11 protein-coding genes are annotated in these 21,877 nt (G+C 59.9%); 4 read left to right on the top strand and 7 right to left on the bottom strand.

Translation table 11 applies throughout. The features are described 5' to 3' along the window. Positions 1 to 219 precede the first annotated feature (219 nt). From AK821_RS22695 to AK821_RS30955, 3 genes are read left to right on the top strand one after another with little or no spacing between them, the layout of a single operon-like run. The gene (locus AK821_RS22695) at positions 220 to 4,827 is read left to right on the top strand and encodes a Tc toxin subunit A (RefSeq protein WP_236708334.1); all 4,608 of its coding nucleotides are present in this window, start codon (positions 220 to 222) and stop codon (positions 4,825 to 4,827) included. Positions 4,828 to 4,829: 2 nt separating this feature from the next. After that, entirely contained in the window at positions 4,830 to 9,356 is a 4,527-nt protein-coding gene (locus AK821_RS22690) for a neuraminidase-like domain-containing protein (protein ID WP_064391836.1), read from the top strand. After that, on the top strand, positions 9,353 to 12,925 hold the full coding sequence (locus tag AK821_RS30955) for an Ig-like domain-containing protein (RefSeq protein ID WP_177330974.1): 3,573 nt from the start codon (positions 9,353 to 9,355) through the stop codon (positions 12,923 to 12,925). Before AK821_RS22690 ends, AK821_RS30955 begins: the two co-directional genes overlap by 4 nt. Here AK821_RS30955 and AK821_RS22680 read toward each other — a convergent pair. The 6 genes from AK821_RS22680 to AK821_RS22655 all read right to left on the bottom strand — a co-directional run bounded on the left by AK821_RS22680 (position 12,922) and on the right by AK821_RS22655 (position 19,757). Further along, a complete protein-coding gene (locus AK821_RS22680; protein ID WP_064391834.1) occupies positions 12,922 to 14,253 on the bottom strand; it encodes a DUF58 domain-containing protein in 1,332 nt (443 codons plus the stop codon). The two genes, AK821_RS30955 and AK821_RS22680, sit on opposite strands and share 4 nt — an antisense overlap. 103 nt (positions 14,254 to 14,356) lie before the next feature. Next, positions 14,357 to 15,358 carry an AAA family ATPase gene (locus tag AK821_RS22675; RefSeq protein WP_064391832.1) on the bottom strand — a complete coding sequence of 334 codons (1,002 nt, stop codon included), beginning with the start codon at positions 15,356 to 15,358 and terminating at the stop codon, positions 14,357 to 14,359. Continuing rightward, positions 15,355 to 16,518, bottom strand: coding sequence for a DUF4350 domain-containing protein (locus AK821_RS22670; protein ID WP_064391830.1), 1,164 nt, complete (start codon positions 16,516 to 16,518; stop codon positions 15,355 to 15,357). The genes AK821_RS22675 and AK821_RS22670 overlap by 4 nt, the downstream gene beginning before the upstream one ends. Beyond that, entirely contained in the window at positions 16,515 to 18,071 is a 1,557-nt protein-coding gene (locus tag AK821_RS22665; RefSeq protein ID WP_064391828.1) for a hypothetical protein, read from the bottom strand. Before AK821_RS22665 ends, AK821_RS22670 begins: the two co-directional genes overlap by 4 nt. Continuing rightward, the gene (locus AK821_RS22660; RefSeq protein WP_064392145.1) at positions 18,058 to 19,035 is read right to left on the bottom strand and encodes a stage II sporulation protein M; all 978 of its coding nucleotides are present in this window, start codon (positions 19,033 to 19,035) and stop codon (positions 18,058 to 18,060) included. The genes AK821_RS22665 and AK821_RS22660 overlap by 14 nt, the downstream gene beginning before the upstream one ends. Next, positions 19,032 to 19,757 (bottom strand): RDD family protein, encoded by a 726-nt coding sequence (locus AK821_RS22655; RefSeq protein WP_064391825.1) that lies wholly within the window; start codon positions 19,755 to 19,757, stop codon positions 19,032 to 19,034. The genes AK821_RS22660 and AK821_RS22655 overlap by 4 nt, the downstream gene beginning before the upstream one ends. Before the next feature lie 181 nt (positions 19,758 to 19,938). Between AK821_RS22655 and sbcB the strand changes: the two genes are divergently transcribed. After that, on the top strand, positions 19,939 to 21,369 hold the full coding sequence (gene sbcB, locus AK821_RS22650; RefSeq protein ID WP_064391822.1) for an exodeoxyribonuclease I: 1,431 nt from the start codon (positions 19,939 to 19,941) through the stop codon (positions 21,367 to 21,369). 98 nt (positions 21,370 to 21,467) lie between these two features. Here sbcB and mvaT read toward each other — a convergent pair whose 3' ends face one another. Further along, complete coding sequence (mvaT, locus tag AK821_RS22645; RefSeq protein ID WP_064391821.1) at positions 21,468 to 21,845, bottom strand: histone-like nucleoid-structuring protein MvaT; 378 nt, start codon at positions 21,843 to 21,845, stop codon at positions 21,468 to 21,470. Between the last annotated feature and the right edge of the window lie 32 nt (positions 21,846 to 21,877).

The raw sequence follows: 21,877 nt of genomic DNA, 5'->3' as shown, positions 1-21,877 counted from the left end.
TTCGCACTTTACGACCGACGGTCAAAAAAACTGTCAGATATGACAGTGGTGCGTTTCGCGCATCCAGCGCTAAATCGACGTAACGCCAGCCATCGGCCATCGCGCCGGGCGAGTCGTTGCAGGTGTTTTTTGCCAAGGGGAAATACAGCTATGCATGCATCTGACGATCGCCCGGTCGATATATTGGTCAGGGCTGTGCTGGGTGAGAAAGACCCGAGCGTGCCCCGTCCCCTTGATGACTACCTCGACCGGCATCCCAGCGTATTCGAACTGATCAAGCTGCGGCCGGCGCAATTGCACGACCTCGGCCTGACACGCAAAGAAACACGCACATTGCTGGCCCGTGGCAACGCTCTGGCGTTGTACATGGCCCGGCTGTTTCGCGAGCAAAGCCTGCGTCCGCAACCGGCGCTGCCTGTGGCAGATACTCTGGTGCCCTTGCCTTCCTACATGGATATGTTCCAGCCGGATGTCGATGGCGCCGCGCCGCCAGGCAGTCCCGAACACAGCGCTTCGACCACCGCCTACATGGTGGCGTTACGTGAATGGATACGCGACAACATCGAGCCATACGGTGACAAGGCGCAGACCATCAAGTTGCCCGAGCGGCGACCTGATGTGGATGAGTTGTTGATTGATGAAATGGCAATTGCCCGCGTGCAATCGCGTCTGGAAATTGCCAACTCGGTGCTGGAAGCACAGATTCTGGCCAGCCCGATCGGACCTTTTCCCGACGTCAAATCGTACCTGCGCACGATACGCTTTCATAACAGCCTGCCTTACGACCATGACTGGGCGAGCATTGCCCATGTCGTCGGTACCGCGCTTAAGGATGGCGCTCTGGGCGGCATCATTCGCCGGGTCGATGTCGATTATCCGTATTTCAAGAATGACGGCGCCCGGGGGGCGCGTGCCGATGTCGCGATGCAGCTCGACAGCGACATCGGGCCACTGCATCTGTCGTTATTGCTGGAAGATCCGTACTTCCCGCTCAATGCGGAAATGGCCGCGGCGCCCCTGCGCAGAGTGGATCCGTTGACGCGGCGTGTCGATCCACATCCACTGCGTTCTGCGGAGGATTTTTATCCTGCCAACTTTGGCAGTCTGGCGAACTTCCTCGATAGCCTGCGCATACTATGGATCTTCAGGGATGCAACGCGTCTGGATCAGCATGAGGTCGATTGTCTGCTGGGGCGCGGCGTCTTCACGCCGAAATTGTCGGCCAACGCGCCCGCGCTGGGTGACCCGGATACGCCGCTGACGGGAGAGGTGGCCGGCGCCCGATATATCCATGGCGCAGAATCGCCGGCTATCGGACTGGTGCCTGCGGATATCGGTGGGAAATTTGAACTGGTACATGTGGGGGAGACCAAGTTCGAAAAGTTGGAACACCGTATGGACCGGATCAATCGCAAGTGTCGACTGGACCGCATGCTGGGACTGCCCGCACATCACGTCGATCAGTTGCTCAGCGCCGCGATGCGCGCCGAACATCGTGGCACTGGCGAGCCGTCTGTGTGGATCCGCCCCAATACCTTGCGCTGTCTTGGCCTGTACAAGGATCTCAATCGTGCTTACGGGTGCAAGGCCGAAGAGTTTGCGGCGCTGATCGACGTGCTGTCGGTCTACGGTCAGGACGGGCAACTGTCGCACTATGACCGCGTGTACAACCGTGCAGCGTTATATGAAGAGCCGCTGCGCATCGACAACGGCGAGTTTGCAATCGTGCCACTCACCTCGGCCGAACAACAAACGGTGCATCAGATCTGCAGCGCGCTGGAGATCAACTTCGAAACCTATCGTTATCTGGCCACGGTGATCGCCGAGGCATTTGGTCTGAAAACACATTTGAGCCGCAGCCTGGAGATTCTCTCGAGTTTCTGGCGCCTGGTGTTCCTCGGTCGAATGTTCGACCTGACGCCGATCGAGTCGACGGCGCTGCTGCAGACCTTGAGCGCGGGAGAAGGCCTGGCGGCGCAACTGGCGGGCAAACCGCAAGTATCCAGTTACGGCTCGACGGATGGTGCCGACGCCCTCAGTGCCATCCGCGGTTTGATGACCTGCACCCAATGGTGCCAAGAGCAGGATCTGTCGCCGCTGTGGCTGGTGCGGAACGTCAATCCGGTCTACGTACCGACGGTCTGGAGCGAATCCCAGGAACAGTTGCTGCGTCAGATGCGCAGCAAGGTACAGGCAGTGCGGCTGGAGCCGGCGACACTGCTCGAGGAAGGTGCGCCGCAGCGCGATGACAGGCAACAGCTCATCGACTGGCCAGCGGCGCTGGAAAACCTGGTGGACAGCGATGGCCTGGTGATCGGCCGTATTGGCGAAACCCAGGCCGAGTACCTGGAACGCGCCACTTTTCTGATCAAGGATGTCGTGCAGACGATCTATTCAAGACCCGATAATCAGCTGCTGCGTGAACCGTTGGAAACCCTTCTGCTCACGATTGTGCTGCGTATTCGCGACGAGCAACGGGTTGTGGTGGAGAGCGCTCTCTCGGTCTATTTGAAGCTCGACGCGTTACTGACCGTGCAAGTGCTGGCGTGGGCTCAAGGCCAGGCCTATGACTTCCTGAAAGAAGCCATGAGCCTGCCGAACCTGAAAAAATCGCGGGTACTGGAGCAGCCGGATTCATTTCTGCAAATGCTCGCCGAGCTTGAACGGCGCGGGCGGATTGCGGAAAAACTGCAACTGACGCCAACCCTGCTCGCGACGTTGCTTGCGGGTGAGCAGTATGAATGGTTCAGCCTGGAGAACCCGTACCAGATTTCGATCCGTGTGGTGTATTACCTGACGTTCTATCGGCGCCTGGTATCGCGGGCCCGACAGCCTGAAGAAAAAATCCTCGATTACCTTACCCAGGTCAATCAATTGCCCGCTGACATGAGTGAAGACGGCCTGCGCCTGGCGCGTGACGCGGCGGCCGACAAACTGGCCAGCTACCTGGGCTGCGGTATCCGTCACGTACTCGAGTGCGCCGGGCACATCAGTCATGAGAGCGAAGACAACGGCAATCCGGCCTGGCCGATCCTGCGCAATCTGGCGCAGCTGGATTTGCTTGACCGCACGTTCGACCTGGCTCGAAGCGGAATGGACATCACCGCCGCCCTCAGGCTGGGATCGTTGAACCCGCTGGATCCGGAGGCGCTGTACGCAGAGGCGGCGCAAAATGCCCTGGAAAGTCTGGCCCGGTTCAACACCACGGGTATGTCGCACGATTCGGCGGAAGTCGGCCAGAGTTTCACTTCTCGCTGTGTAGTGGACAATCCGCAACTGATTGCCAATCTGTCACAGGAGGTCGCGGAGTTCGAAATTACCCTGCTCGATCTCTACGGCGAACCACTCAAGGGGGTGGTTCTCGATGTGGCAACCGACCTGGGCGCGGTGCTCACGCCAGTTATCCGCACGGATGACATGGGGCGCGCCCGGGCGCAATTGCAGGCAGGGGCCCGGGTCGACACCGCGCATCTGCATTACAGAGTGCTGATGTACAAACCGGTGCACGCCCCGTCGGTGACCATCGACTGTGATGAGGCGACGCTGAAGTTCAACTCCGAGTTGAGCGATTTGCCGCCACGTGATCCGGTTCCGGCCGGACGCCTGTGGGAGCAGCCGATATACGCGGTGCTGATCGACGATTACGGCAACCGCGGCGCTCATCGGCAAGTGGCATGGTCGACGACGCTTGGCGACATTCGTCCGAGCCAGACCTACACCGACAAGGATGGCCTGAGTCGGGTGTGGATCTCCAGCCTGAGCCCGGGGAATGCATCCATTACAGTCGGCAATGTCGAGGGCAATCACAGTTTCACCTTCAGTCGGCCGATCGTGTTTGCCGATAAGCCGCGGATTTTCAGCGCTCCGGTCATCTCTGGGGTGGCGTTGGTCAATCGTGCATTGCCGGTACGCTGCCGGGTGGTCGCGCTGGACGATGCACCTCTCGACGGTGAGAAGGTGATGTGGTGGACCAGCGCGGCGGCGGACAAGGTTGAGGTGCCGAGTGACGGGGACGGCTACTCGGTGTTTTCCGTGGCGCAACCGCCGGTGGGTGCATTAACGGTCTATGCGCAGTTGGGCAGCGACCCGGTGGTCGAAGTCAGCGTGTGGGTGGCCAGTGATGCACTGATCCACGACTTCTCGCAGGTGATTCGCTACCCGATCGCCAATGCTTCGCGCCCGACTTTGCTCTGGGTCGATGTGAAGGAGTCCGCAGCAGCGAACGCGCAGCCGGTGCCCAATTATCCGGTGCAGTGGAAGGTCAACAGCAACCCTGCGCAGGAACTGACGATTGTCACCGATGCTCAGGGGCGTTCGGTGTTCCCGTTCAATTCAGCAAGCGCAGGCGACTTCATTGTGACCGCCGACTTGACGCTGCATGCCGGGAAACAACAGGCATTCACGCTGAAGGTACTGCGAGCGTTTCAATGGAAGGTGGAGCTGGTCGTCATCGAGGCCGGTGGGGAAACCCGCACGCCGATCATCCCGGGAAGCGACGAACTCACCCTGTTCAGGGAAAGTCATTATCGCCTTGAGATTTCTCCGCTCGACACCTCGCAACTCAGGGGCAGCGAGGGGGCGATGGGCTGGAGTTCCGAGTACACCAGCCAGGCACTGGGCATGACCTTCACGCCACCGCTGGCGACGCGTTTCACCTTCGCAGACAGCCCTTATCAGGTGGATATCCGCACCGCCAACATCCGCAATGGCCGCTTTCAACTGAGTCTTTTCAGTGATCGCCTGAACGAGGCGCTGGTACTGGAAGGCACGCTGGGCAAACGCCCCGTCACCCGCCTAACCCGCAATCGCGTCGAGACAGGGAGATAACCATGCAAAACCTGCAGATCAATGAACTGACAGAACGCTACACGGCGGCCATGGTGGAAGCGGTGCTGGGACAGAAACTCTGGTCCGGTGCAGTGACGTTGAAAACCGCCGATGATTTGAGCCGCTATCTGATGCTCGACACCCGTGACAGCGCGCAGCTGCAAGCTACCCGGACATCCTCGACCGTGCGCTGCCTGCAAGAGCATATCCAGTCGGTATACAGCGGCATGGAAAAGGGTTACGAAGGCAGCCATTTCGAAGACGACGACTTGCAGTACTGGTATCAGTTTCTCAGCCACTACAGCACCTGGTCGGCCAATGTGCTGCTCAAGGATCAGGCGGAAAACTACATCGTGCCTTCGCTGCGTCTGAAAAAAACCACCTTGTTCCGTGCCCTTGAAAACAGCCTGAACCAGATGCGTTTGACGAGTGCGTCGGTGCAACAGGGCTTGATGGAGTACACCCAGGCTTTCCAGCGCCTGTGCGATCTGGATGTGCTCAGCGGCTACATCGATGGCGAGAATGTTCAGGACGCCCGCTATTACCTGGTGGGCCAGGAGCGGACGGCGCCATTCGCCTATTTCCTGCGAAGTGTGAAGGTCGAGCTGGACAAAGACAGCCGCAAGATCAACCCCGCCGCCTGGGGCGAGTGGCAGAAGGTCGAACTTGCCACAACCGGTAGCGTCGTCGATATCCGCTGTGTGAACTGGCTCGGGCTGCCGGTAATGGTCTGGTGCGAGTGGCGTGATCGTCAGATCGACAGTAACGGTGTGGTGCAGACCCCGTGGTCGCTGGAGATCAAACTTGCGTTCAGCGCCCTGAACGGCCAATGGTCAGCGCCGCTGTCGCTGCATAAACGCGATTGCGAGTACGACGTGTCCAACGGACGGCTGACGGTCGTGTCGCTGGGCGACGGTGATCCCCGAGATGATCGACTGGCTGTCTGTTACACCAATCGGCACAGCCTGGACGGGCAGATGCCGCGGCACGACATCGAGATCCATGAAACCCGCGACGCGCTGTTTCGTAAGGTCAACGATGATACGGCGACTTTGCTGGCAATGACATTCGGGCGTTTCAGTGATGTGGCCAGCCTGCAACAAAAGGTGGTGCCGGCCGACTACTCGACAGTCAAGGTCAGCAGCACAGTGGAAACGCCCGGCAGCATCAACGGTAACCTTGAGATCGACGCGATCTATACCCGCGAGCGTGCAACGGACGGTAACTTTTATGAAGTGCTCCGAGTGCGCGGGCGCTGCGATGCGGTCAGGGAGCAGGGGCGAGTGCTTGAACGCCTGTCGCTCGGTTGGCGAGCGACCACAGCCAATACCTCCTTCGACATCCGCATCGTCGAGGCCGGCGAGCAGCAACTGCGGATCAGCCTGACCACTCGCCGGATGCCGGTAGAGGCTCACACCGTTGAGTTGATGGCGGGTTCGGAGAGGGAAAATGTCCACTCTTTTGCCATCGCTGATTTCGTTGAGACGACACCCGGCGACGGCATTTGGCTGGCCGAGGCCGTCGCCCCCCTGACCAATGAATTGCTCGCGGTCCTGCTGAACAGAACCCAGGACGAAGTGCGCGCCGGCGCCGGTTTTTCCATCACCGGTCTGGGCGATGCGGTTTTGAATGAGCAGAACCAACTGCTGCCCAGGATCCTTTATACCCCGGTGATGTTCAGCCTGGTGTTCGGTGCCCGGACTCAGGACGATCCTGCGGACTGGGTTTCGACCGGCGTTCTGGATGGTCACTATGCGACAGCTTGGCGTACCTATCGTCGTCAAGCGCCATCGCTGGGCATCAACAATTTTCCGATCGACACGCCGATCGAATTTGCTTTCGGTGAGGTGGCGGAAGGGCAAAAAGGTCATGGCCGCAGCAAGTTTGCCGTCACGCTCAAGGAGCGGCCGCGGTTGTACCTGACGCCTTCCATCGACAAGAGCAGCAGCGAGGGCGCGCAGTTCCTGAGTTTCAACAACAGTGCTCAGGCGCTCAGGTTTTCGCGCTTGAACTCCACGTTCGGCCCGGTGCTGACCAGTCGCGCGGCGGTCTCGGTGGATGCGCTGCTCGCCTGGGATACCCAGCATGTCGAGGAGCCGCGCATGCCTGATGGCAGTATCGAGGAGAATGGGCCGTTCGATGGCTGCAACGGTTTGTACTTCTGGGAGCTGTTCTTTCATACGCCGGATCTGGTCGGTGCGCGCTTGTCGGCAGAAGATCGCCAGCGCGAGGCGCAAGGCTGGTACGAATACGTGTTCGACCCGCTGGCGCGCAAGGTGGTGGCTAGTGTAAGTCCTGACCCCGAAACCCCTCCGATGATCCCGGCACCGGCCTATTGGCGCTGCCGCCCCCTGCAGAACGAAAACATCGAGTGTTCGTATGAAAGCGCGGCGCCTTCAGACCCGGATGCCATTGGCTATTGCGCGCCGGTGCATTTCAAGATCGCGATTTTCCTGCGTTATGTGGAAAACCTGATCGCGTGGGGCGATGCGCTTTATCGCCATCTGGATTACGACAGCATGGTGCATGCGGGGCTCAATTACAGCAGAGCGTTGACCTTGCTCGGTGAGGAGCCGATCACACGCACAGCGAGCAAATGGCAGGCGAAAAAGCTCCGTGACGTCCTGAGTCTGGTCAGCCGGCGCGATCCGCTCAAGGCATTTGAAGCGAGCCTTGCACTCACTCCGGCCGATGTACCGTCGTCGATGCCGATCACGCCTTATTTCGATCTGCTGGGCTCGGGGGCATTTCGTCCCGGGATCAATGAAAGGCCCAAAGCGCTGTGGAATCTGCTCAACTCGCGGCAGCACAACTTGCGCAACAATCGTTCGATCGATGGCCAGCCCCTGTCGATCCCCTTGTTCAGCCGGACGATGGATCCGCTGGAGCTGTTGCGCGCTCAGGCCAATGGCGGTCAGGGCGTGGCGCGTAATCCGGGAGGCCAGGTGCAGGTGGTGCCGTACAAATGGCGAGCCGTTTATAACCTGGCGCTACAGGGCGTGGAATTTCTGATCCAGCAGGAAGATCAGTTGCGTACCTGGCTGGAATTGCGCGATCGCGGTGAGCTGGAAACGCTGCAGCAAAGTCATCTTATCGAGCTGGCCGATTACACCATGGCGATCCATGAATCGACGATTGCCCAGATCGAGGCGACTGCCGCGTCGTTGCGCCAAAGCGAGAGCATGGTCAACGCCCGCGCGCAGCACTATGAGACGCTGGCCAGGGAAGGGGTTTCCGAGGCCGAGAATCTTGTTCTGCAAAAAAGCCGATCGGCCCGGGACTGGGCGGTAGGTGTCCAGTCCAGCCGGATATTGGGGGGGGCACTGGATACGCTGCCCAATATTGCCGGGGCCTCTTTCGGCGGCTACCGTCTTGCCGGCCCGTTCTATGCGTTGGCCGATAGCTTTCAGATCGGTGCAGACAACTTGCGCGGCGAGGCCGAAGAACTCGGCGTCATCGAGCAGTACCGACGCCGCCAGCAGGAATGGGAGTTGGCCCGGGATCAATCGTTGGCCGAATTGCGGGTGCTGCGCGAACAGTTGCTGGCGCAGGAACATAGCCTCGATGCGGCCCGTGCCGGTTTGCAGCAGAGCCAGATCGTCAACAAACAGGTCTTGGCTGTATATGCGTTCTATCAGAGTCGCGCGACGGGCCCAGCGCTGACCAACTGGGTGGTCGGCCAGGTCAAGACCTTGATTTATCAGGTCTACGATGTCGTCGCCGGTCTGTGCCTGTGCGCTGAAACCTGTTGGCAGTATGAATTGGGCGATTACCAGAGCCGGTTCGTCCGACCCGATGTATGGATGGACGCCTGCCACGGATTCACCACCGGCCAGTCGCTGAAACTCGATTTGCTGCGCATGGCCGCGGCGCGCATCAAACGTGACGAACACCGGCTGCAACTGGTCAAGACGATATCCCTGCGCACACTGGATTCGGCCGCTTGGGCGGACTTCAAAACATCGGGGACGCTGGCAATCAAGCTCAATGAAAAACTCTTCAACGAAGACTATCCGGGGCATTACTGCCGGCAGGTCATAGGTTTGTCTCTGACTTTTCCCGGTCTCCTGGGGCCGTATCAGAATATCTGCGCGACGTTCGTACAAATCACCAGTTCCACCTTGCTGGAACCAGACCTTGAGGCGGTCAAGTATCTGCATGACCCGGCCAGCGGCAATCCTGCGCCCGGCACGCTGGTGCAGAACCTGCGGCCTTACCAGCAGATCGGTCTGTCCCTGGGGCTGGACGACAACGGTATCGCCATGCGGATCGACGATGAGCGTTACCTGCCTTTCGAAGGCACCGGCGTGCACGCCGAATATGTACTAACCCTGCCGCGCCATGACCAACTCGCTCAAGCAAGCCTTCTGGGTTCATTGACAGACGTCATTCTGACGCTGGTGTATCAGGCGCGCGATGGTGGGCAGGCGTTCGCTGCTCAGGTCGAAGAGTTACTCCAATCCAGCCCCGTCAACTATCCGCCCGCTACGGCCATGCGCGCCCAACGGGCAGGGAAGCAACTGCCATGAGTGAACACACTATCCACGCCCGCCACAACTTCATCGTTAACGGCGATTTCATCCAGGACCTGAGTGACTGGAAGATCAATGACGAACGTAAGGTCAGCCGCCAGGAAGGTTTGTGGCAGGGCCAAACGATCGGCTTCATGAACGCCACGAACATGGGTGAAGGCTTGCAGTCCATCTCACTGGCAACGCGGCCGCGCCCTACACCGCGCAGGGCCGAATACAAATTGCTGTTTTCCTACGAGGCAGTCCAGGGCGCGGAAGGTACGTTGCGGATCAATCCCGGACTCGGCGGGGAGGTGGATCTGCGGCTGGTGCCTTCACGCCAGAGGGCGACTGAGTTGCAAGTCAGCCCTGACGGCCTGCTGCTGGATCTTAACCTGGTCGAATATTCGCACACGCTTGCCCTGGAGACTGAAGAGCAGACCGTCACCTTCACCGTTATGAGTCCGGACAATGGCGGGCCGGGTCGCCCGGGTGCGGTACGTTTCACCTCGGCGCGCGTCGAGTTGTTTCTTGAAGACTTGCGACTGGACAGTGTGTCAATCGACGGTGTCGCACAACCGTCCGACGACAGGCTGCACCTGTGCTTCGGTGCCGTGCATGAGATGACTCTGCAACTGGCCAGCGACAGTGTCTGGATCGATACGCGGGCGGGACTGCTCGTCGACAATGCGGAGCAGGATCCCGAGAATATTCTGACTGCCGGTCCGCTCTGGGGGCGGGAGCATCCTGTGACCGATCCCTGGGCGATCAACTGCGCCGGGATTACTCAGGACACAGAAATCGAGCGCACCCTGGGCGTGCGAAGTGAGTACACCGCTGACACCTATGCGTTGCCGGTGGTTTGCGGGCATTTCCAGCTCGACGTCATCGCGTTGCAGGAACCCGAGTGGTATCCGGTGATCGACCTCGCGCAGCACATGGAACTTTCAGTCCGTGTGCAAGCGCATTACACCGAAACAGCGCTGGCCAACCGTGAGGTCACCTGGACGCTCAAGGGCACCAATGGTGAGGATGATGTCGTGTTGGCCGTTCAGCCTTCGGATCCGAACGGCGAGTCGCGTTTGATCTGGACGCCCGACATTGCTGGTGAGTGGCTGATCGAAGCGTCGGTCGACAGTTATTACGCAAAGGAAGAAGCCCGGCATGTGTTTGCGGTCCGGGTACTGAAAGAGGATCCCTGGGTGAGCGCCCGGTTTGCCCTCGACGGGCCTCCACGCGATGGGATCTGGGGCAGCGCGACGGCCCATCCTTGCCGAGGCGCGAACCATGCGGTGTCGCTGGCATTTGCAGAGAAGCACTTCCTGGCCGACACCGAACTGGCGTTGCATTGGGCTGGGGAGGACACTCCGGACGGACTGGGCATGAACTTTATGCCGCTGCTGGACGACGGCAACCCGCTGCAGGAGCCAGGACAGGTATGGACGATGGCGTGTGGCAATCTGCGCGACAGCTTTTTCACATTCAATGTCAGTTGTTCGAAGTTGCTGCAGCCTTCGCCCCCGCAGGCGCTGGCACTGGCGCATAACTGGCTGGAACTGGGGGAAGTGAAGCTGCCGACCCGCTTTCCTTCGGTGGGTGGGGCGGCGTTGCCGGTGCAGATTCAGGTGCTGTCGAGGGTTCCGGGTGTAGGGGCCGTTAGCGGCGTCGGTGTACAGTGGTTTCTTGACGGCACGCTGGACCAGACGCTGTCGACGGGCGCCGACGGTTGGTCGCAGTACGCCTTCAACCCCCAGGAAGAAGGCTCGTCTACCGTTACAGCGAGGATTGTCAGTCACTATGACCAGCAAACCCTCGAATACCGGTTCGAGATCACCGTGTTGCCGGAAAATCCGCTAGCGCAATTGACCGCGGTGACGTTGGCAGGCGAGGCCGCCGGGACGGTTGGCTTGCTGTGTGCGCGCAATGCCGAACCGGTCGAATTGCTGGTCAAACCGGTGGGAGAGACTCTGGTTGGCGAGCCGTTTTATCTGGAGCTGATAGGTGAGGACGGCTCCGTTGTGGATTTTCAGGTTGAGCCTGATCCGGGTATTCCCCGACTTTTGCCGAAAGAAGGTTTGTCCTGGCAGGTCAGTTCTACGTCCAGTACCAGTGGCCGTTTTCTGTTGTACCTGTGTCATGAAGAGATCACGCCTTATGAATTGGCGGGTAGATTGTTCTCCTCGGTTCTGCAAGACGAGGGGATATTCAGCTTTGATGAACGACCGCTGGACGGCACCAGTACTTCCTATCCCTGTCTGGGCGGTCAACATCGCCTGCAATTCCTGCCCAATCCCGAAAGCGTGTTGACTGGCCTGGATGTCACTGCCCGATGGGTGAATGACGCGAACCTATCGCTCAATGCCACGCTTGCTCCTGACTATGCGCGCGAGTTGCCCAGCAATGGCCTGGACTGGACGCTGGATGCAGTCAACAGTACTGAACGCGCAGAGTCGGCGCTGGCGGTGACCCTGCCGCAGGCGCACTTCGACTATCCGCCAATGAAGATGTTGCTGGACCATAACCGGCTCGAAATCGCCGAAGTGCGCGGGCCGACGTTTGACCTGTTTATCGGTGAAAGCACTTTTCTGGAAGTCAGGAGTCGCTCTTTCTACACCGGTCGCGCCGTACCGGGAACGGAAGTCAGCTTTGCCTATCAGGGGGCTGCAACCCCCGTGCGGACTGAAGATAATGGCTGGGCCCGTTTTGCATTTACCGCCACGCAACCGGGCAGCATTACGGTAGTTGCCACGGTGCCGAGCCTGTACAACGAAACAGACGTCGCACCTTCATTCACCTTCGAGTTCTCGGTGCTGGCGGCGGTCGTTGCACCGGATACCGCAACGGCGCTGCCGCCCTTGAACCCTCTTGAGGAAATTGTGGATACAGCGCGAGACCAACAGCCCAAGTCCGTGAGGGCCGAGATTGCCGAGGTACGCGAACCTACGTTCGACCCGCAAGTAGGGGAAAGCGTAGTAATGGGCCTGAAGATTCGCTTGTCGGACACTCGCCAGGCGGCCTCCGGTGTTGAAGTGATTTTCTGGACCGGGCAAAGCACTGTTCGGGTGGTGACGGACAGCGAAGGCTGGGCGTTTTTTTCCTGGCAGGTGGCCGCGGCGGGAGACAACGAAGTGCTCGCAATGCTGGACAACTTCGATGAGACGCTGAATCCGGCTCGCTCCCATCTGTTCAAATTCACATCAATGAATGCCAATGTCTGGGACGATGCACTGATTCAGTTGAACGATGTCGGAAAAACGGTCTGGGGCGAGAAAACCCTGTTTCCCCGAACTCAGCAGGTACACACCATCTGGTTATCGGTCGACAACGCCACCAGTCACCTGCTCAATCGCGACATCTGTCTTGGATTGAAAGGCTACTCAACGGCTCTGGAACTTGGGTTGACCAGCGTGCAACCGGCATTGGGCACGTATCGCCGATTGACCAGTGCGGGTTTGAGTTGGCAATGCACGGGAACCATTGGTGGGGCTTATGCCCTGCAACTGGAAGCTTCGCGCCTGCTCAAGCGATCGCCGCTCAATCCGATGTCTTTGGGGCCGGCGCCGTCGGCCGGGCAGAGTGAGGACTAGAACAGCGCTGCTTTTTTCAAGCTCAGGTATTGCGTCACCAGACCCGGCCCGAACGCCTCGGGCCGGGTTTGCAGGACCGAAATGCCATGCGCGATCAATTGCTCTCGGCATTGCGCACTGGCATTCAGGTAGTCGACCGTGGCGCAATAGGTCAACGCTTCATCGAGGCTTTGCACCGGCTGCTGACGCAACTGGTCCAGCACCTCCTCCTGAAGACTGGCAACCAGCACCCGGTGCTGGCTGCTCAATCGTTTGACCGTGTCCAGCAGCTCTTCATCATCGACATCACGCAGATTGGTGACCAGTATCACCAATGCCCGACGTTTTTGCCTGGCCAGCAACTGGCTGGCCGCTGCCCGGTAGTCGGCCGGCCGTTGGCCGCTGTCGAGATCGTAGACCGAGTTGAGCAGGTCGGTGAGTTGTCTCGAGCCTTTGGCTGGCGCCAGATAACGCACTTGATCGCCGGCAAATGTACACAGGCCCACAGCATCGCCCTGACGCAAGGCCACGTAACTCAGCAGCAGGCAGGCGTTGAGCGCATGGTCGAAGTGCGACAGCTCGCCATCCTGACTGCGCATGCGTTGGCCACAGTCGAGCAGAAAAATGATCTGCTGGTCGCGTTCGTCCTCGTATTCCCGGGTAATCGGAGTGCGCTGGCGGGCAGTGGCTTTCCAGTCGATCTGGCGCAGGCTGTCGCCTTCGCGAAATTCGCGCAGTTGATGAAATTCCTGGCCCTGGCCGCGACGCTGACGCTGACGCACGCCGAGGCGGTTGAGCCAGTTATCCCCCGCGAGCAACTCACCGCCGTAAAGCCGGGCGAAATCCGGGTAGACGCGGGTGTGGTCGGTGAGGCCAACCAGGCGTTTTGCCGTCCACAGGCCAAAGGGGCTGGGCAGGCTGATTTCGCAGTGTTCGAAGGTGAAGTGACCGCGCTTGAGCGGGCGCAGGCGATAGCCAGCCTGGCAGCACTGGCCCGGTTGCAGTTCGACTGACAGCGGCAGGTTTTCGCTGGCCAGGCCTTCCGGCACATGGTCAAACAGTTCGATGCGCAATGGCTCGGCAAAGTCGTGTTCGATACCGAGGTGTATTTCACCCCAGCGCCCCAGCGCCAGGCTGCCGGGGACTTGCCGGTCGAGCCGTGGCGAGGGCCGGCGATACAGCCGCACCGCATCGAAAATTGCCAAGGTCAGCAACGCCAGCAGCAAGCCCCAGTTGATCGACAGGATGCTGGCGGGCACCTCGATGGCGAGAGCTCGCAGCGTGCCTGTCAGCACGCCGATGACGCACAGAACCGCGAGCCAGATGAGCAAAAGGCGCGAGGGTTTCATGGCGCGGTACCGCAAAGATCAGCGCCCGCGACAGCTCCTGCACCGGTCACGATGCCCCGCAGGAGCAGCCGACGGCGATGATCTTTTGAGCTTGCAAAGATAGTCACAGGCGCGGCGCCGGCGTCTGGTCGAGTAATTGCTGCAGCACCTGATCGACCTGCAAACCTTCAATATCCAGCTCCGGCGCAATGCGCACACGGTGCCGCAGCACCGCCAGTGCACAACCCTTGATGTCGTCCGGAATCACAAATTCACCACCGCGCAATAACGCACGAGCCCGGGCACAGCGCACCAGCGCGATAGACGCCCGAGGCCCGGCACCCAGAGTCAGGCCGGGCCAGCTGCGGGTGCTGCGCGCAAGGCGCACGGCATAGTCGAGCACCTGATCGTCTAGCGGCAAATCACTGGCAATGCGCTGCAGGGCCTGCACGTCCTTGGCTTGCAACACCGTGCGCAACGGCTGCACATCGAGCATGTCGGCGCGGGTCGAGCGGCTGACCTGACGCACCATGTTCAGTTCCTGATCGGCGTCCGGGTAATCCATGCGAACCTTGAGCATGAAGCGATCGAGTTCGGCTTCCGGCAGCGGATAGGTGCCTTCCTGTTCGATCGGGTTTTGCGTGGCGAGCACCATGAACGGCTGAGCGATGGGCAGCGCCCGACCTTCGAGGGTGACCTGGCGTTCCTGCATCGCTTCAAGCAGTGCCGCCTGGGTTTTCGCTGGCGCACGGTTGATCTCGTCGGCCAGCAGCAGGTTGGTGAACAGCGGTCCCTTGCGCAGCTTGAACTGCTCGGTGTGCAGGTCGTACACCGCATGACCAGTGACGTCGCTGGGCATCAGGTCGGGGGTGAACTGGATGCGCGCGAACTCACCGCCGAAGCAACGCGCCAACGCCCGCACCAGCAAGGTCTTGCCCAAACCGGGCACGCCTTCGAGCAACACATGACCGCCGGCAATCAGCGCGGTCAGCACATCATCGATCACCGCCTCCTGCCCGATCACGGCCTTGTGCAATTCGTTGCGCACTGCTTGCGCCAACTGGCTGGCACGCTGGCGTTGCTGGGCGACGTGACCGGCGCTGCCGGGCTCGATGTGTTCACTCATAGCGTGTTCCTCAAGGTTTGCAGGTGGGCGACCTGGCGGCTGAAGTCAGCGGCGGACAAGCGCTGTTTCGGCGCTGGGCTCAGGGCCTGACTGATAGCGCGGGTCGGTTGCCGGGTCAGGCGCGACAGCACCAGCCATTGCTCGGCAACGTTCAATTGGTCGAAGCCGGGATGCCGGCGCCGCGCGCGGCGCAGTACATCCTGTTGCAAGGCTTGCAACAGCGTGTGCTGGCCGTTGTGGCGCAGGATGAAATCGGCACTGGCGCGCAGGTGTTCCCGTAACTGTCGACGACCTGCCGGGGCCGGCGCCTGAACGGGCCCGTGGCGGACAGCGACGTGCCAGAGCCACAGGCCGATCAGCGCCAGCAGGGCGACGATAGCCTGCGGAAAATAACGCCAAAGCAGGCTCGGCAGGCCCTCGTGTTCTGTGTTGTAGATGAGGGTGACGGCAGTGTCGGCGCTCAGATACCAGAGCAGCCAGGCGTTGTCGTATTTGGCAATCGACGGGGTTTTCCACAGGTCGGCATCGGTGACCACGGTGACGGTGCCGAGGCCGTAGGCCAGTTGCATCATGTGGGTGGCCTTGGCGCTATTGGCCCAGGCCTGCGCGAGATTGTTCGGGTCTTCGAGGTGAAAATCGGTGTCGAAACCGGCGTAGGCCGGTGCGTCTTCGTCCTCCAGATACAGCTTGGTCAGTTGCGCAAAGCGGTCTTTTTCCTGATCTTCGGGTGGATCCTTCAAGTCCTTGCTCAGGAACTGATGCAACTGCACCCGATCGAGCAGCAAATCATTGCTCTGTTTGCTGCGCTCATCCCACAGCGATTCGGCGACAAACACCAGTCGACCACCCGCGCGGGTCCAGTTGAGGACTTGATCGATCTCGCGTGGCGGCATCTTCGAGCGCTCACCGAACAGCAGCAGCGTGTTGCTATGCGGGTCGATATCGGCAAGTACCGACGGGCTTTGGGCATGACTGACGTTGAGGCCACGATCCCGCAGGAACATTTCTGCCGCCAGATAAGGATTGGCCTGCGCGGCTGGCGAGGGGCCGTGATCGACGACTTCCTGATAAGGCCGGGCCTTGATGAACAAATAGATGCTCAACGTGCCCAGCAGCACGACGATCAAAGCGCCGGTCAGCCACAGAGAACGCCGGTTCAACGGGCCATTTCCTGATCGAACAGGGCGCGCCAGCCACTGCACAACTCTTGTTGCAGGTGTGCCGGTGGAATCCGGTGCCCGTAGGCCATGTTCTGCCAGTGCCGGGTCAGATTGTGGCTGTAGAGAAGCAGTTCGGGGCGTTGCAATTGTTCGATGCGGGCCAGTACCTGGTTTTCCGTGTCGGCGGGTTTCAGTGTCAGGGCAAAATCGTGTACCAGTTGGCTGAGCAGGCCTCGATAGAGCAGTCCCAATGCTGCACGCGGATCGCTCAGCCAGAGTTGTTCGGCGCTGCCGGCAATGTCGCCGGGCAGGGTTTCCCGGTTCAGGTCCAGGCCGAAGGCTTGTTGTGGCAGCGGGCGTTTGATGCGCGTTGGCAGAATCGGCTGGCGACTGACGAAGGTGCGCAGAAACTCGCGATAGCGCCAGATCAGCCAGCCGAGTGCTGCAATCAGCGTGGCCCACAACACTACTTCAATGACCTTGGCGAGAACGTTGAAATGCTGACCGTCGAGCCAGCCCAGCAAGGTTTTCAGCCACTGTGGAGCTTCACCGGGTTTGTTCTCCGTGGCCGGTGCGGCCGGGTCGTCGCCAAACCGGTAACGGGTGACGGACTCCTTGTTCTTGAACGGTGCCTGCTCCAGCAGCGCCTTGATGCTGTCGTGCGAGGCCTGGCTGGTCAGTGGCTGATTGAGCAGGCGAGGAGCGCTCGGGGCATCGTCAGTATTGGTGGTTTCAGCGGCCCATGCCGGTTGCAGATTCGGCAGAACCAGACAGATCACCAGCAGCAGACCGAGCGCACCGTTGTTCAGGCGTTGGCGCAAGCGACGAAACACCAGTTCAATGTCCCAGGCTTCCAGCTGCGTGCGGCGGTTGAGGTAAAGGCTGAAGCCGCAGGCGACATAGATCGGTTCCCAGAGCACGAGGATCAGCGCGTAAAAAGCGTTGGTCAGATGTTCCAGCCAGCGCCATTGATGATCGGCGGAGAGGATCAGGGTCTGCCAGTCCCAATCGGTTTCGATCTGCTGTGGCAGCAGCATGTAGAACAGCACCATCAAGCCGATCCACAGCGCGGTTTCCAGGTGCACGCCAATGATGGTCAGCCATTGCGCGGCGCCCGCATTGCGTTGCAACAACACTTGCAGGCGTTGTTGACGAGCAGTGCCGTCGAGGCCCTCGAGTTGCATCACCGGCATCGAAAAGCTGCGGCTCAGACTCAGGCGTCGCCAGGTCAGGCTGGCCAGCAGTTGTGGCTTGAGCAGGCGCGGCCATTCGCGCAGGGCTTGTTTAAGTGTGGGTGTTTCGCCGAACAGCGCTTTCGACAGGATGTACAGCGGCAGGCGTTCATAGGCAGGTTTCAGCCACCAGAAAATGAAGATCGCTAGCGACGGCGAGTCCCACAGCAGCAGACTCAGCAGGACAAACAGCGGCAGGGTGACGATCGCCCAACTGCTCATCAGCAGGCGTCGATGGCGCTGGCTCATGAGCACGCCGAGGTCCATGGCTTCCCAGGTGGTGCGCGGGCGGATCACTACGGTGGCGTCACTCAGGCGCATGGCGGGTCCTTCCGGCGAACAGCAGGTACATCGCCACCAACGCCCAAAGCGCTGCGCCAACGGCATATTTGGTCAGCGGCGTGACAGTTGTTTTCGCCGACCAATAGGCCTCGATGAAGGCCGCAATCAGCAGGAACAGCATGACCCCGCAGATCAGCAACACGCTTTTGCGCGCGGCCAGTCGCAGTGCTTCGCCGCGTGTCAGGCGTCCCGGCGCTATCAATGCCCAACCCAGTTTCAAGCCGGCGGCACCGGCAAGGGCAATGGCGCTGAGTTCAAAGGCCCCATGGCCGATCACAAACGGCCAGAATGTCTGGCCGAAACCGATTTCGCTCAGGTGACCGGCCACGGCGCCGATCACCAGACCGTTGTAGAACAGAAAGAACGCACTGCCGACACCGGCGAGCAATCCGCTGGCGAAGGTCTGAAAAGCGATGCCGATGTTGTGCATCACGTAGTAACCGAACATCACCCAGTCTTCGCTGGCCGCACGTTCGGTGGTTCGCCCGAGGTGCCCGGCGACCGGGTCGTACATACCTTGCATCTCGCGCACCTGATCGGCGGGAATCAGGTTGTAGACCAGTTCGGGAAACGCATGAACCAGCACGCCGACACCGATCAGGCTGCCGAAAAACAACAGGCCGGCAACCAGCACGAAGGGCCATTCGCTGCGAACCAGTCGCGGGAAATCAGCGAGGATAAAACTGAGCAGATTGGCGCCGAGTCGACTGCGATGGCGATAAAGCTGCTGATGGCCGCGCAACGCCTGTTGCTGCAATGAGTCGATCAGAAAACTGCTGTAGCCACGCTCCTGCGCCAGTGCCAGGTGCTGGCAAAGCCTGCGATACGCTTTGGGGAAACCGCTGACCTGCGAGGTTTGCTTGCCGCGCTCAAGGCGTTCGAGTGCCAGTGCAAAGCGCTCCCATTCGGCCTTGTGACGACTCTCGAAAAGGCTCTGTTTCATATCGGGCCCAATAAGCCGCGAGCGATGCCGTTGAGTTCCGTAACCGCTTTCGGTGCGCTGATATGCAGGGGCTGGGCGAGCAGTGCCGCCAGCTCATTGACCCTTGCCGGTGATAACTCTCCCTGACGCTCGGCAAAACCGAGTACCGCGCGTTGTTCGTTGAGGGTCAGCGGGACCGGTGCACGCCGAGGTTCGGCGCCGGGTAATTGTGGACGGTTGAGCGCTCGTTCGGTGTAAACCACCAGCGTGCCGGCGGCGATGTCGCCGAGGCGTTTGAAGCTCGGGTGCTGCAGGCAACTGATGGCGCCGAAGAAATAGCCGAATGGCAGCAAGTCGACAAATCGCAGGAGGTTGCGCAGCAGCGAGGCTGACCAGCCGATCGGTGTGCCGTCATCGTGGACCACTCGCAGACCCATCCACTGCTTGCCCGGCGAGCGTCCCTGGCGCAGTACTTCGAACAGCACCATGTACCACCAGCTCACGGCAAACAGCAGCAGCGAGCCGAGGCCCATGCCGAGTTTGCCAAGGAAGGCGAGGACGATGAACAGGACGCCGATGATCACCCCGCGCAAGCCCAGGTCGATCGTGAAAGCCACTGCACGCACCATCAACCCGGCCGGACGCAATGGCAGGTCGATGCCTTCCGGCGTTTCGACCTGGTGCCGCGTATCCAGCGGCGGGGTCAGCGGTGCTTTCCTTGGCGGTGCTGTGGGCTCGAGCATGGGCTACCTGATGTTCGCCTGTTCGGGGTGCAAGTGGGGCCGATGCTAGCAGCCTCTCGGGGGAAAACGACATAACTATGTATTGCACATCGTGTGGCACAAGGTGCTTGAATGACGCGAGGCTGGCCGCGACCGCGGTTGAACGCCTAGACTTCGCCGATCTTCAGTTCAGGAACCGCCCGTGACTTCCATCTTCTGGTACGACTACGAAACCACTGGCATCAATCCCCGTAGCGCCCGCCCGTTGCAGGTCGCCGGGATTCGCACCGACCACGACCTCAACGAAATCGACGAGCCGGTCAATCTCTATTGCCAGCCCAGCGAAGACATCCTGCCGCATCCGGCGGCGTGCGCGATTACCGGCATCACCCCGAGCCAGCTCGCCGACAAGGGTTTGAGCGAAGCCGATTTCATGACCCGGGTGCATGCGCAACTGGCGGCGCCCGGTACCTGTGGCGCCGGTTACAACACCCTGCGTTTCGACGACGAGATGACCCGTTACAGCCTGTATCGAAATTTTTTCGATCCCTACGCCCGTGAGTGGCAGGGTGGCAACAGTCGTTGGGACCTGATCGACGTGGTGCGAGCCGCCTACGCATTACGCCCCGACGGGCTGGTCTGGCCGACCGATGACGAAGGCCGCGTCACCCTCAAACTCGAACGCCTGACCGCCGCCAACAATATTGACCATGGCCATGCCCACGAAGCGTTGTCGGACGTACGCGCAACCATCGCACTGGCGCGGCTGATCCGCGAGAAACAACCCAAGTTGTATGACTGGCTGTTTCAGTTGCGCAGCAAACAGAAAGTCATGGACCAGATTCGTCTGTTGCAGCCGATGGTGCATGTTTCCGGGCGCTTTTCGGCAGCCCGCCATTACATCGGTGTGGTGCTGCCACTGGCCTGGCACCCGAAAAATCGTAATGCCTTGATCGTCTGCGACCTGCACCTCGACCCGCAGGGTTTGCTCGACCTGGACGCACAAACCCTGCGCCAGCGCCTGTACACCCGCCGCGATGACTTGCTTGAAGGTGAGTTGCCGGTGCCGCTGAAGCTGATTCACGTCAACCGTTGCCCGGTGGTGGCGCCGCTTGCGGTGTTGCGTCCGGCAGATCAGCAACGCATGGGCCTGGACATGGCGCTTTATCAGGAACGGGCACTGCGGCTAACTGACGCACAACTAGTCTGGAAAGATAAAGTTGCGACTATTTATGCCAGCGAAGACTTCACCCCGAGCGAGGATCCGGAACAACAGTTGTACGACGGATTTATCGGTGACCGTGATCGACGTCTATGTGAGCAAGTGAGAACCGCCGACCCTGCGCAATTAGCGCAAGAGCAGTGGCCTTTCGATGATGAACGTTTGCCTGAGTTGCTCTTTCGATATCGAGCACGCAACTTTCCCGATACGTTGAGTTTTGAAGAGCAGGAACGCTGGCGAATATTTTGTCAGCAGCGTTTGTGCCAAGCCGAAATGGGTGCACCCAATACCCTCGATTCTTTTACGCAGGCGCTGGAGCAATGGATGCTTAATGCTGCGCCGATGCAAAGCCAGGTACTCGGTGAATGGCAGAATTATGTCGAAGCATTGCGCAAACGTTTGAATCTTTGAAATCGAACATGTCCGCCCGACAATAGCGGGAATAAAAAAACGCCAGCGCAAGCTGGCGTTTGTTTTTATCGCAGAACGTTCTGCGAAGGCATTGCGGCTTAGCCCAGCAGGGTAGCCCAGCCTTCAACCACGTCACCGCCCCACTTGGCTTTCCACTCTTTCAGAGTTTTGTGGTTGCCACCTTTGGTTTCGATGACTTCGCCATTGTGCGGGTTTTTGTATTGCTTAACTTTGCGTGCACGCTTGGTGCCGGTAGTTTTTACTGCACCGCCACGTGGAGCTTTGGATTTTGCATCCGGATCCAGCAGGGCAATGATGTCACGCAGGGACTTGGAGTATTCGCCCATCAGGGTGCGCAGTTTGCCTTCGAATTCCAGCTCGGCTTGCAGTTTGTCGTCTTGCGACAGGTTCTTCAAACGGGCTTGCAGCTCTTTGATAGCTTCTTCGGTGGCGCGATATTCGTTGATCAAGGACATGATTACTACCTTAGTAGGATGCTGAATGGCAG

It is taken from the genome of Pseudomonas sp. RIT-PI-r (genome assembly GCF_001297015.1).
Classification (GTDB): Bacteria; Pseudomonadota; Gammaproteobacteria; order Pseudomonadales; family Pseudomonadaceae; genus Aquipseudomonas.
This window is presented reverse-complemented; position numbering and strand designations above follow the sequence as displayed.